The organism is Nocardia sp. CA-151230 (assembly GCF_050942175.1).
In the GTDB taxonomy this organism is placed as follows: Bacteria; Actinomycetota; Actinomycetes; order Mycobacteriales; family Mycobacteriaceae; genus Nocardia.
Map to the genome: position 1 here is coordinate 2340045 of NZ_CP192061.1, position 12579 is coordinate 2352623.

11 protein-coding genes are annotated in these 12579 nt (G+C 69.1%); 6 read left to right on the forward strand and 5 right to left on the reverse strand.

What is annotated here, in order from left to right; all coding sequences use genetic code 11:
- The first annotated feature begins 11 nt into the window (after window positions 1–11).
- Window positions 12–1367, forward strand: a complete 1356-nt coding sequence (locus ACQP1O_RS10545; protein WP_433565631.1) for a DoxX family protein — start codon at window positions 12–14, stop codon at window positions 1365–1367.
- Here the strand turns inward: ACQP1O_RS10545 and ACQP1O_RS10550 are convergent.
- Window positions 1357–2319, reverse strand: coding sequence for a hypothetical protein (locus ACQP1O_RS10550; RefSeq protein ID WP_433565632.1), 963 nt, complete (start codon window positions 2317–2319; stop codon window positions 1357–1359). The two genes, ACQP1O_RS10545 and ACQP1O_RS10550, sit on opposite strands and share 11 nt — an antisense overlap.
- A 209-nt stretch (window positions 2320–2528) precedes the next feature.
- Between ACQP1O_RS10550 and cobA the strand changes: the two genes are divergently transcribed.
- Both cobA and ACQP1O_RS10560 read left to right on the forward strand, forming a co-directional pair.
- On the forward strand, window positions 2529–3737 hold the full coding sequence (gene cobA / locus ACQP1O_RS10555; RefSeq protein WP_433567645.1) for a uroporphyrinogen-III C-methyltransferase: 1209 nt from the start codon (window positions 2529–2531) through the stop codon (window positions 3735–3737).
- Between the two features lie 52 nt (window positions 3738–3789).
- Complete coding sequence (locus ACQP1O_RS10560) at window positions 3790–5277, forward strand: MFS transporter (RefSeq protein WP_433565633.1); 1488 nt, start codon at window positions 3790–3792, stop codon at window positions 5275–5277.
- Here the strand turns inward: ACQP1O_RS10560 and ACQP1O_RS10565 are convergent.
- The gene (locus tag ACQP1O_RS10565) at window positions 5274–6263 is read right to left on the reverse strand and encodes an SMP-30/gluconolactonase/LRE family protein (RefSeq protein WP_433565634.1); all 990 of its coding nucleotides are present in this window, start codon (window positions 6261–6263) and stop codon (window positions 5274–5276) included. The two genes, ACQP1O_RS10560 and ACQP1O_RS10565, sit on opposite strands and share 4 nt — an antisense overlap.
- 56 nt (window positions 6264–6319) lie before the next feature.
- Between ACQP1O_RS10565 and ACQP1O_RS10570 the strand changes: the two genes are divergently transcribed.
- Together ACQP1O_RS10570 and ACQP1O_RS10575 are read left to right on the forward strand one after the other, a co-directional pair.
- Entirely contained in the window at window positions 6320–6895 is a 576-nt protein-coding gene (locus ACQP1O_RS10570) for a TetR family transcriptional regulator (RefSeq protein WP_433565635.1), read from the forward strand.
- A 74-nt stretch (window positions 6896–6969) separates the two neighbouring features.
- Entirely contained in the window at window positions 6970–7626 is a 657-nt protein-coding gene (locus tag ACQP1O_RS10575; protein ID WP_433565636.1) for an HD domain-containing protein, read from the forward strand.
- A 15-nt stretch (window positions 7627–7641) separates the two neighbouring features.
- On the opposite strand, the gene ACQP1O_RS10580 is transcribed toward ACQP1O_RS10575, so the two are convergent.
- Complete coding sequence (locus ACQP1O_RS10580) at window positions 7642–8136, reverse strand: Lrp/AsnC family transcriptional regulator (RefSeq protein WP_433565637.1); 495 nt, start codon at window positions 8134–8136, stop codon at window positions 7642–7644.
- 104 nt (window positions 8137–8240) lie between these two features.
- Here ACQP1O_RS10580 and ACQP1O_RS10585 point away from each other — a divergent pair, with 104 nt between their 5' ends.
- Window positions 8241–9368 (forward strand): metallophosphoesterase, encoded by a 1128-nt coding sequence (locus ACQP1O_RS10585; protein ID WP_433565638.1) that lies wholly within the window; start codon window positions 8241–8243, stop codon window positions 9366–9368.
- A 10-nt stretch (window positions 9369–9378) separates the two neighbouring features.
- Here the strand turns inward: ACQP1O_RS10585 and ACQP1O_RS10590 are convergent, their stop codons facing one another.
- Window positions 9379–10794, reverse strand: coding sequence for an NAD(P)/FAD-dependent oxidoreductase (locus ACQP1O_RS10590; protein WP_433565639.1), 1416 nt, complete (start codon window positions 10792–10794; stop codon window positions 9379–9381).
- Window positions 10795–11090: 296 nt separating this feature from the next.
- On the reverse strand, window positions 11091–12578 hold the full coding sequence (locus ACQP1O_RS10595; RefSeq protein WP_433565640.1) for a gamma-aminobutyraldehyde dehydrogenase: 1488 nt from the start codon (window positions 12576–12578) through the stop codon (window positions 11091–11093).
- Window position 12579 lies beyond the last annotated feature (1 nt).

The window sequence follows — 12579 nt, forward strand, 5'->3', positions numbered from 1 at the left end:
AGGGACGGGGCATGAGCGTGCAGACAATCGATACCGCGATCGATCGGGAGGGGAGGGACACCGAACCCGCACGGTCCTGGAATCCGATCGGACGCATTCTTTTCCGCTTCGGATTCCTGTACTTCGGGCTCTTCTGCGTCTTCTACCCGCAAATGTTGATCGACTTCGTGGGACCGCTGCAACGCTGGCTCCCGGACGACTGGCCCCGCCTCTGGATGAGCGTGTCCCTGCCCGTGGTGAAGTGGGTGGGCCACACCGTCTTCGGGACCGATGTGGCGCTGCACACCTCGGGCAGCGGTGACCAGGCGGTCTTCTGGATCCTGGTGTTCTGCCTGCTCGTGATCGCGGCGGTCGGGACCGTGCTCTGGACGATGCTGGACCGCACCCGGACCGGGTACCACCGCCTGTCCGCGTGGTTCCTGTTCTTCATCCGGTTGTGCCTGGCCGGTCAGATGCTCGGATACGGGTTCGCCAAGACGATTCCGACGCAGATGCCCGAGCCCGCGCTCACCACGCTGCTGACCCCGTACGGCGACTTCGCGCCCATGAGTGTGCTGTGGAGTCAGGTCGGCGTGTCACCGGTGTACGAAAGCCTGCTGGGTACCGCCGAGGTGCTGGGCGGTGTGCTCCTGCTGCTGCCGCGCACCCGGTTGGCGGGTGTGCTGCTGAGCCTGGTGAGCATGGCGCAGGTGTGGGTGCTGAACATGACCTTCGATGTGCCGGTGAAGCTGCTGTCGTTCCATCTGATGCTGCTCTGCCTGGTCCTGCTGGTGCCCGAGGCGCCGCGGCTCACCGCGCTGCTGTCCGGCCGGGCCGCCGGTCCGGCCGCCACCCCAGAGCCGTTCCGCACTCGCCGGACGCTGCGCTGGGCGGCCGCCGCGCAGGTGCTGCTGATCATGTGGTTGTCGGCCGGCTACGCCTGGATGGGGGCGGACAACTGGCACGAATACGGCGGTGGCAGCCCGAAATCCGAGCTGTACGGCATCTGGACGGTCACCGACTTCACCCGCGACGGCCAGCCGGTGCCGCCGCTGCTGACCGATGAGAGCCGCTGGCGGCGAGTGGTTTTCGACCAGCCCACGATGGCCGTCGTGCAGCGCATGGACGATGAGTTGATGCCGCTCGGCGCGCAGATCGACACCGGTGCACACCGGTTGGTGCTCCGCGGCGCGCAGGCGACCACGGACCTGGCCGATCTCGGCTACGAGCAACCGACGCCGAACCGGCTGGTGCTCGACGGCCGGCTGGACGGCCACCCGGTCACCATCACGCTCGATCAGGTCGACCTCGGCCAGCTGCCGCTCCGGAAAGGCCGTGGCCTGCACCTGATTCAGGAAGACGCGAACTTCGGCAAGGTCATGGGGTAGTGATGTCGCTGATCTGGTTGGTCCACAGCGGATTCGGGGCGAGGAATTCGCCGGATCCGGCCGCGAACGCCCGCTGGGCGTCGGCCCTGCCGAGCAGCCGGGCGACCAGCCAGGCGGTGGGATAGCCGAGATAGCCGGAGACGCCGGAGGTGCACGGCCAGGAGGCGTCGGCGCAATCCGGTTGGCCCTGAACATCATTGTGATTCGGGCCGACCAGGGTGCCCCACGCCTTCTGGACACCGGCGGGCACCGCGTCGTAGAAGGCTCGTAGTGATTGCAGGCCGACGGCCATCGGCGGCAAGGTCTGCTCGGAGGGTGAGATGACGGTGTCGGCCGAACCGTTCACGAAGAACACCGAGCCGCCGGCCAGTCCGTGGGTATCGGGGCACGAGACCAGCAAGCACGACAGTTGGACGGGCAGTTCGATCGGCACCGCGGTCTTGATCCGGCCGCCCGAACGCATCATGGCATTGAGGACGCCCGTCGCCCCCTGCGAATGCCCCACCGCGCCGATCGCTTCCGGGTCGAGCCGGTCGTGGAAGACGCTGCCCGGGTCCGCGGCCAGGGACAGCAGCGTGTCGACCGCCCCCGCGATGTCGATCCCCGACCCGGTGGCCGAATTCTCGGTGGCGATCACCACGAACCCCCAGGACGCGAAATGCCGCAGCAGATACGCGTATTGGTTCGGATGCGCGTTGGTCCCGTCGCCCCAGGTGATGATCGGATGCCGGAACCCGTTGGCCCCCAGTTCGGTCGGATACCAGATGTCGTAGGCCGCCCCGGTGGAGTCGCAACAGGTGAAGGCGCGCTGTTCGGTCACCGCCCAGGACCCCGGCTGCGCATAGACGGCCTCCACCGGCGGGTCCGCGTGACCGATTCCGAAGGGAATGCCGAGCACCACCAGTGCGGCGAGCAGGCAACAGCGAACAAGCACGGCGGCACTGCGTGTCATAGCTATCGAGCATAGAAATGACCGGCGCGTTCGAGGCGCACGATGACCGCGACCGTTGTGAACTCTGTATCGATTGCCCCCCGGACGCCGGGCGATTGTCGTGCGCCGCCGCCCACGCCGTACCCTGAATCCTTGTGCAGAACCCCGTAGCCACCCCCGATGACCAGCCGGTTCCCGAGTCCCGGGTCGACACTGGCGATCCGAACTACCTGGTCGGCCTCGATCTGAACGGTCGCCGCGTGGTCGTGGTCGGCGGCGGCACGGTGGCGCAGCGGCGGCTCGGGCTGCTCATCGCCTCCGGCGCGGATGTGCACGTGATCAGCCGTGAGGCCACGCCCGCGGTCGAGGGCATGGCCACCTCGGGACAGCTGACCCTGGAGTTGCGCGCCTACGCCGACGGCGATCTCGACGGCGCCTGGTACGCCATGGCCTGCACCGACGAGCCCGAAACCAATGCGGCCGTGGTCGCCGAGGCCACCCGCCGCCGTGTGTTCTGCGTTCGCGCCGACACCGCACGGCTGGGCACCGCGGTCACTCCGGCTACCGCGCGCTACAACGGCATGACGCTGGGCGTGCTGGCCGGCGGTCAGCACCGCCGCTCGGCCGCGGTGCGCAACGCGCTGCTGGAAGCCCTGCAATCCGGTGTGGTGACCGATGATTCGGCCCCCGTAACCCCGGGCGTGGCGCTGGTCGGCGGCGGCCCCGGCGATCCGGATCTCATCACCGTGCGCGGCCGCCGCCTGCTGGCCCGCGCGAATCTCGTTGTCGCCGACCGGCTCGCGCCGCCGGAGCTGCTGGCCGAGCTCGGGCCGGAGGTGGAGGTCATCGACGCGGCCAAGATTCCCTACGGCCGGGCCATGGCGCAGGAGGCCATCAATGCCGCGCTCATCGAGGGCGCGAAGGCGGGCAAGTTCGTGGTGCGGCTCAAGGGCGGCGACAACTATGTCTTCGGGCGCGGCTACGAGGAACTCGAAGCCTGCGTCGACGCCGGTATCCCGGTGACCGTGGTTCCCGGTGTCACCAGCGCGATTTCGGTGCCCGCCCTGGCCGGTATCCCGGTCACCCACCGCGGTGTCACCCACGAGTTCGTGGTCGTCAGCGGCCATGTCGCCCCCGACCACCCGGATTCGCTGGTCGACTGGCCCGCGCTGGCCCGGCTGCGCGGCACCATCGTGCTGCTGATGGCGGTGGAGCGGATCGAGAAGTTCGCCGACGCGCTGATCTCGGGTGGCCGTGCCGCCGATACCCCGGTCACCGTCATCCAGGAGGGCAGCCTGCGCACCCAGCGCATCCTGCGCGCCGATCTGGCAACCGTCGCCGAACGGGTGCGGGCCGAGGGCATTCGCCCACCGGCCATCATCGTCATCGGCCCGACCGCAGGCTTCACGGCGGGCGCGCCGCACCAGGACAACTCCTGACGGCGCGTCATGAGTTCGGTTCGCCGGATAGCGCATCCATTACAGTGGGCGGGTGCTCGATAACCCCGCTGCGACGATGCAGTATCCGGTGACCAAGCGGGCGTTCGGGCTCGCAATTCTCGTCCTCAGCGGGCTTCAGCTGATGGTCGTGCTGGACGGCACCGTCATGATCCTGGCGCTGCCGCGACTACAGGAACAGCTCGGCCTGTCCAGCGCGGGCAGTGCGTGGACGGTCACGGCCTACGGTCTTCCGTTCGCGGGCCTCATGCTCCTGGGTGGGCGTCTCGGCGACTCGTTCGGCCGCAAGCGCATGCTCATCCTCGGCGTCGCGCTGTTCACCGTCGCCTCGGCGCTGTGCGGCACCGCACAGAACGAGGCCTGGCTGATCGCGGCCCGCGCCCTGCAGGGCACGGGCGCGGCCATTGCCGCGCCGACCGCCTTCGCGCTGGTGGCGAGCACCTACGCGCCCGGCCCGGCCCGCAATCAGGCGATCGCCATCTTCGGATCCATGGTCGGTGTCGGCTCGGTCGGCGGTCTGGTCATCGGCGGCGCGCTGACCCAGGTCGACTGGCGCTGGATCTTCTGGATCAATGTGCCGATCGGCATTCTCATCGTCTGGGGCGCGATCTACCAGCTGCGCGACACCGCGCACCACCGCATGTCCATGGATGTGCGCGGCGCCATCCTGGGCACGCTGGCCTGTGTGTCGATCGTCTTCGGCGCGACCGAGGGACCTGAAATGGGTTGGGGCAGCCCGGTCATCCTGGGCGCGGTGATCGGCGGCCTGATCCTGCTGGTGGTGTTCGTCTTCGCCGAGCGCGATGTGGCGAACCCGCTGCTGCCGTGGTCGCTGTTCAAGAGCCGCGATCGCGTGATCACCTTCGCGGCCATCTTCCTGACCTCCGGCGTGCTCGGCGCGACCACCTTCTTCGTGGCGCAGTTCCTGCAGAACGTGTTGCGCTACAACCCCTTGCACGCGGGTCTGGCCAGCATCCCGTTCACCCTCGGCGCGGGCGTCGGCACCGCGGTCGCCTCCAAGGCGTGCATGTATGTTCGGGCGCGCTGGCTGCTGCTGGCGGCGGCGGTGGTGCTGGCGGGCGCGCTGTATTTCGGGTCGACGCTGGACAGTTCGGCCGACTACTTCCCGACGCTGCTGGTCATGATGTCGGTCGTCGGCTTCTGTGTCGGCACCGCCATCGTGATCCTGCCGTTGTGCGTGCTGGTCGGCGTGGACATGGCCCACATCGGCCCGCTGTCCGCGGTGGGGCAGATGTTCATGAACATGGGTACGCCGTTCGCGGTCGGCATTCTGAGCCCGGTAGCCCTGTCGCGCACGCTGTCGCTGGACAAGGGCGCCACGGGCAAGGTGAGCGAGATGTCGCAGCACCAGATCGACGCGCTCGGCAGCGGGTACACCTTCGTCCTGCTGGTGTGCGCCATCGGCACGGCCGTCATGGGCCTGCTTGCGTTGACGTTGCGGTACACGCCGACGCAGCTGGCCCAGGCGCAGCACGCGCAGGACGAGGCTCAGAAGAACTAGGGCACCGCGGTGACCGCGATCGCTGATTCGCTCAGGCTGCCGAGGTAGATCACCCCGTCCTGTTCGGCGACCCCGGTGACCATGGCGTAGTCGGTGCCCTCGCGCTGCAGGTCGTGGACGAGATTCCCGTCGAAGTCGAAAGCCTGCACCCACACGGTGCGCGCCGGTTTCGGTTGCAGCGCTTCGGGAATCGCCCACACCAGCCGGCGCAGTACGCCGGGCAGCGGAAGCAGTATGTCCAGCAGCGGATTTCGCGGCGACACCAGCGCCACCCAGGCCAGCCCGTCGCTGCCGAGGCCCATATTGTCGGGGAAGGCGGGCAGGTTCTCGGCGAAGTAGTCGTGGGTGCCCGCCTTCGGCCCGGTCAGCCAGTAGCGGGTGATGCTGTAGCCGCCGGTCTCGGCGACCAGCACGCACGAGCGGTCCGGGGCGAGCACGATGCCGTTCGCGAATTTCAGCCCGTCGACGAGGGTTTCGACACTGCCGTCGGGATTGCGGCGCAGCAGCCGACCGGTCTCGGAGTGCTCGAGCATGTCGCCCATGTATTCCCCGAGCGACCAGTGCCGGGTGGATTCGGAGAAGTAGACGGTGTCGCCGTCGGCGACCACATTGCTGGTGAAGTTCAGCGGCACGCCGTCGACCTCGGACACCAGCACCTCGACCTGCCCGCCCGGCTTGTCCAGGCGCAACAGCCCACGGTTGGCATCGCAGATCAGCAGCGAGCCATCGGGGTTGGCGTGCAGTCCCAGCGGCCGCCCGCCGGTGTGCCCGATCCGCTCGACCGTGCCGTCGGCCGGGTCGACCGCCACCAGGGTGCCGTCCGCGAGTCCCGCGACGACTCTGCCGTCCGGGGCGATCACCACATCCTCGGGCCCGTCTCCGGGCACCTCGAGTCGCCGCACGGGCGGCATGGGTGGCGCACTGTGGTTTTCGTGGGCGCGGGCCGTCGCCTTGGGCGGCGTCCAGCGCTTGGGCTGCATCGACATGGCTCACTGTAACCCGGCCCTTGGTAGTCAACAGTTGTTGGCCTACACTTGTGGGCATGACTGTGGAGACGGGTCCGCGGCGGTCGGATGCGACCCGCGCGGCGATTCTGGAGGCGGCGCGTCGCCGCTTCGCCGAGGACGGCTACCGGAAGGCGACCATTCGGGCGATCGCGGCCGACGCCGGGATCGACCCGTCGATGGTGATGCGCTACTACGGCAACAAGGACGGATTGTTCGACGCCGCACTGGATATCGACCTGGAGCTGCCGGATCTCGGTGCGGCCGAGCCGGATTCGCTGGGCGCCCTGCTGGCCGCGCGTTTCCTGGAGCTGTGGGAACAGCCGCCGACCAGCGAGATCCTGCTCACCCTCATCCGTTCGTCGCTGACCGACGAGGACGTCGTGGAACGCACCCGGCGCATCTTCGCCCAGCAGCTCATGCCGGCCGTGCTGCGATTCGGTGATCCGGCCGACGCACCGCATCGCGCAGGCCTGATCGCCACCCAGATCCTGGGACTCGCCCTGTGCCGCTACGTCTTACGACTGGAGCCGGTGGTGGCGCTGAGCTCGGAGCAGATCGTCGCCGACATCGGACCCACCATTCAGCGCTACCTCACGCTCGGGAACGCTTGACCTTATGTGCCAGTGGTGAAAACCACGCTGCCGGAGGGGTTTTCACCGGACCGAAGATTGGGCACACTGCCCGGATGGGGATGAGCCTGGACGCGGATCTGCTGGACCGCTGGACGAAATTGGCCGGGCCGCAGGCGCGCGCGGTGGGGGAGGACCTGGTCCGCCGCTACCGTGAGCCGCACCGCCGCTATCACACCGCCGAGCACCTGGCCGCCATGCTGGCGGTCATCGACGATCTCGCCGCCGACGCGGAGGATCTGGACGCGGTGCGCTACGCCGCCTTCTTCCACGACGCGGTCTACGCCGTCGACGGCACCGACAACGAGGAGGCCAGCGCCCGCCTGGCCGAAACCGCCCTGCCCGCACTGGGAGTCGGCGCGGACACGGTGGCGGAGGCCGCTCGGCTGGTCCGGCTGACCGGCGGCCACCACCCGGACCCGTCGGACCGCAACGGCGCGGTGCTCTGTGATGCCGATCTGGCGATCCTCGCGGCCGACGCGGCCGCCTACGCCGCCTACACCGCCGCCGTCCGCGCCGAGTACGCCCACGTCCCCGACCCGCTCTTCCGCTCGGGCCGGGCGGCCGTGCTGGCTGCGCTCGCCGGGCAGCCCGCCCTCTTCCGCACGCCCACCGCCCGGGCCCGCTACGAGTCCGCGGCGCGCGCCAACCTCGCGGCCGAACTCGCCACGCTCACCGCAGAGCCGCCGGCGGGCGCACCCGGAGCCGAGTGAGGGTTCGCGCGCCGGTCAGCGGGTGCCGTACTTGTAGGTCTGCTTTCGCAGCTTGAGGTACACCATGATCTCGGCGTGCCGGACCCCGGCCAGCCCGCGAATCCGGTTGGACACCAGGTCGAGCAGGGCTTCGTCGTCCGGGCACACGGCCTCGCAGAGGATGTCGTAGCGGCCGGCGCACACCACGACATAGTTGATTTCCTCGATGGCTGCCAAGGTGTCGGCCACCTGCTGCACCGGCCCGTCGACGGTGATGGCGATCATGGCCTGCCGGAACAGCCCGACCTGCAGGGGGTCGGTGACCGCCACGATCTGGATCACTCCGGCATCGGCCAGCTTCTGCACGCGCTGGCGGACGGCGGCCTCGGAGAGACCGACGGCCTTGCCGATGGTGGCGTACGCGCGTCGCCCGTCTTCCTGGAGCTGGGCGATGATCCGCTTGGAGATGTCGTCGAGGATCGGCGCTCCCCGGCCGGAGTTCTGGTCGATCACGAGATCATCCTTCCTCATCGCGGCTGGTCGGGCGAACAGCCGACCGGCGGTCGCGAGCGCGCGGGTATGTTGGGATCGGTCGCCGGGTCCGGCGGTTTTCGGTCCGACAAGGATGATCTCCCGTGAAGTACGTTCCGCGCGCGGTTCTGTTCCTCGGCATTCCCGCGCTCCTGTTCGCCCTCCCCTGGTGGCTGCTGGTCTACACGACGATGTCCGGGACAAGGTTCTGGCTCGGGTCGGCGGTGTTCCTGCTCGGCTATCTGGCGCTGCCCGCGGGCATGCTGCTCGGGCACGGCCCGCGGCAGTCCGACGCGGCGTCGCTGGTGGGCGACACCATGCTGGGCGTCATGTGGGTGGTGTTCACCTGGTCGGTGATCGGCGCCGCGGTCCGGGGCGTGCTCGCGGTCGCCGGGGTGGACGATCCGGTGCGCTCGCGCGTGGTGGCCGCCGGGGTGCTGGCGGTGTCGGTCGTGCTGTCCGCCTGGGCGATATACGAGGCGCGCCGGGTGCCCCGCGTGCGCACGGTCGAGGTCGAGATCCCCGGTCTCGGTGCGGGTTTGGACGGTTTCCGGCTCGTGGTCGTCACCGACACCCACTACGCCGCGACCGATCGGTTGCGCTGGTCGGAGCGGGTGGTCGAGGAGGTCAACGCGCTACATCCCGATATCGCCTGTCACGCGGGCGATCTCGCCGACGGCTCGGTGGAGAAGCGGAGGGCGCAGGTCGATCCGCTGGGCAAGGTCGTGGCCGAGTTCGGCCGCTTCTACATCACCGGCAATCACGAATACTTCGGCGACGCCCCGGGCTGGATCGACTACATGTCCGGCCTGGGCTGGCAGCCGCTGCGCAACCAGCACGAGGTCATCACCCGGGAGGGCGACAGCCTCGTGCTGGCGGGCATCGACGACCCCACCGGTAGCGGCCTGCCCGGCCACGGCCCCGATATCACCGCGGCCCTCGCCGGCGCCGATCCGGCACTGCCGGTCGTCCTGCTGGCGCATCAGCCCAAACAGGTCACCGATGCGGTGTCGGCCGGTGTGGCCCTGCAGATTTCGGGCCACACCCACGGCGGGCAGATCTGGCCCTTCCGGTATCTGGTTCGCCTGGATCAGCCCGTGGTGGCCGGGCTCAGCCGCCACGGCGAGCGCACCCAGCTCTACACCAGCCGGGGCACCGGCTTCTGGGGTCCGCAGCTGCGCCTGTTCGCGCCGAGCGAGATCACCGTGCTGATCCTGCGCCGGCCCAACTGATCCCGGCTGCTCAGCTGTCGAAGCCCAGGCCGGTGTAGTCGAGGGTCTTCAGCCACAGATTGCGGCGTCCCTGGTGCGCGTCCGCGCGGGCCAGGGACCAGCGGGTGAGGTGAATTCCCGCGGAACGCAACGGTTCCGGTGGCAGCGGCAGCGGCCGGGAGCGGACCATGCGCAGGCGGGTCCGCTCGGTGTCGCGGCCCCACAGCTGGTCGAGCATGACCTCCGCTCCGAAGCGGGTCGCGCCCACACCGAGCCCGGTGTAGCCGGCGGCGTAGACCAGCCGGCCCTTGTAGGCGGAGCCGAAGAAGGCGCAGAACCGGCCGCAGGTGTCGATGACCCCGCCCCAGCGGTGGGTGAAGCGCAGGCCGTCGAGCTGCGGGAAGATCTGGAAGAAGTGCTGGGCGAGGGTTTCGAAGGTGGCCTCGTTGTATTCCAGGGCGGGGGCGATGCGATTGCCGAAGTGGTAGATGGCGTCGTAGCCGCCGAAGAGGATGCGGTTGTCGCTGGTCAGGCGGTAGTAGTGGAAGCGGTAGGAGGCGTCGCCCAGACCCATGCGGGTGCCCCAGCCGATGCTGTCGAGCTGTTCGGCGGTGAGCGGCTCGGTCATGAGCGCGTAGTCGTAGACCGGCACGACATGGCGTGACACCTTGGGCACCGGGCCCGCGAAAGCGCTGGTGCACAGGGCGACCCGGGGCGCGCGGACCTCACCGTGCGGGGTGTGCAGGGTCAGCGTGCGGCCGTGGGATTTCGAAAGACGTTGCACCGGAGTGCCTTCGAAGATGCGGACGCCGGAATCCAGGCAGGCGCGCCGTAGTCCCCAGGCCAGCCGGGCCGGATCGAGCATGGCGACGCCGTCGCGGTCCCACCAGCCGCCGAGATAGGTGGGAGAGTGCACCATGCCCTGTACCTGGCCGGCGTCGAGCAGTTCGGTGCGGTAGCCGAGGGCTTCGGCGGCATCGTGGCTTTCCTGCAGCCACTCGATCTCGTGGGGCGCGGTGGCGACCTCCATTTCGCCGGTGCGCTCGAAGTCGCAGTCGATGCCGTACCGGAGGATGGCCTTCTCGATGTCGTCCAGGTTGGAGCGGCCGAGGCGTTCGAGCTGGCCGATCTCGTCGGGGAAGCGTTCCATGCCATTGGCCAGGCCGTGGGTCAGGCTGGCGGAGCAGAATCCGCCATTGCGGCCCGAGGCCGCGTGTCCGCAGAGACCGGACTCCAGCAACACCACATCGATGCCGGGATCACGTTCCTTGGCCAGCAGAGCGGTCCAGAGTCCGCTGTAGCCGCCGCCGATGACGGCCAGATCCGCGGTGGTGGCGGTGGTGAGGGGATCGGTGGGGGTCGGCCGCTCGGGCCGGTCGGTCCAGTACGGCGTCGGCGCTGCATCGATGAGTGCCGACGCCCACAGTTTGCTTCCTTTGGCCGACATGGCCGATCAACTCCTTCTCTCTCGTGCCGATACGGCGAACGTTCGCGCCTGCGTGCTCGGGGTACGTGGAAGCCGCCGATGGTCACCCGTGAGGACGGGGACCAGTCGGCGGCTTTCGAGAGAGTCAGCTGGTGGCGGCGCGATCCTCGGAGCGGCGGGGCATGCGCACGGTGGACCGCAATACCTGCGTCGGCGACGTCGGCCGGTCCATTTCCGCCTCCTCCTGTGTCATGAGGATAGCCCAGAAATTCGCGGGCGGGCCCGTTCGGAGCCCGCCCGCGTGATTTAGCTGCCGTTTACCCGGCCCGGAAGATGATGTCGTGCCAGGGCTTGTGCGCCGTGCCGGTGATATCCGACATGACGTGCTTGATATTCGTGTACTCCTCGAATGCGTAGGCGGACATGTCCTTTCCGAATCCGGAGGACTTGTACCCGCCGTGCGGCATTTCGCTGATGATCGGAATATGGTCGTTGATCCACACGCAGCCGGCCTGAATTTCCCGGCTCGCCCGCTGGGTGCGGAACACATCGCGGGACCAGGCGGAGGCGGCCAGCCCGTAGACGGTGTCATTGGCCAGGGCGATGGCCTCGTCGTCGGAGTCGAAGGGCAGCACGACGAGCACCGGGCCGAAGATCTCGTGCTGCACGATCTCGGAGTCCTGGGCCGCGCCGGTGATCAGGGTCGGCTCGAAGTAGGAGCCCGCCGTCGAGGTGTGTTCCGGAATTCGGCCGCCGCGTACGATTTTCGCGCCGGATTCGCGGGCGCGTTCCACCATGCCCAGCACTTTGTCGCGGTGCGCACGCGAAATGAGCGGTCCCATATCGGTTTCCGGGTTCTCGACCGGACCGAGCACCACCCGGTCCATGAGATCGGCTACGCGGCCGACGAATTCCTCGAACAGCGGGCGTTGCACATAGGCGCGGGTGGCGGCCGTGCAATCCTGGCCGGTATTGATGAGCGCGCCCGCGACCGCGCCCCGCGCCGCGGCTTCCGGGTCGGCGTCGTCGAAGACGACGAAGGGGGCCTTGCCGCCGAGTTCGAGATGGACCCGCTTGACCGCACCGGCGGCGGTGGCGGCCACCCGCTTGCCGACCCCGGTGGAGCCGGTGAACGACACCATGGCCACGGCCGGATGCTCCACCAGCGCCTGTCCCGCCTCGCCGCCGGTGCCGGTGAGCACATTGATGACGCCCGGCGGCACGCCCGCGTCGGCGGCGGCCTCCGCGAACAACAGAGAGGACAGCGGGGTCAGCTCGGAAGGCTTGAGCACCACCGTGTTTCCCGCGGCCACAGCGGGCAGGATCTTCCAGGCCGCCATTTGCAGCGGATAGTTCCAGGGCGCGATGGACCCGATGACCCCATGGGGTTCCCGCCGGATCGACGAGGTGTGGTCACCGGAGTATTCGGCCGCCGCCTTGCCTTCCAGGTGCCGGGCGGCGCCGGCGAAGAAGGCCGTGTTGTCGATGGTGCCGGGCACGTCGAATTCCGCGGCGAGGCGAATCGGCTTGCCCGCGTTGACACTTTCGATCGCGGCGAGGTCCCCGGCACGGACACGCAGGATCCGCGCCCATTCGTGCATGAGGTCCGACCGGGCGCCCGGGGTGAGCCCGGCCCAGCCGGGGAAGGCCGCCCGGGCCGCGGTCACCGCCGACTCGACGTCGGCCGCGTTCGCGCCGGCGCCCGAGGCGATGACCGCGCCCGTGGCCGGCGCGATGATCGACAGCCGCGCACCCGACCCGGATCGTCGTGCGCCGCCGATGAATTGCAGTTGTTCCTGACCCACC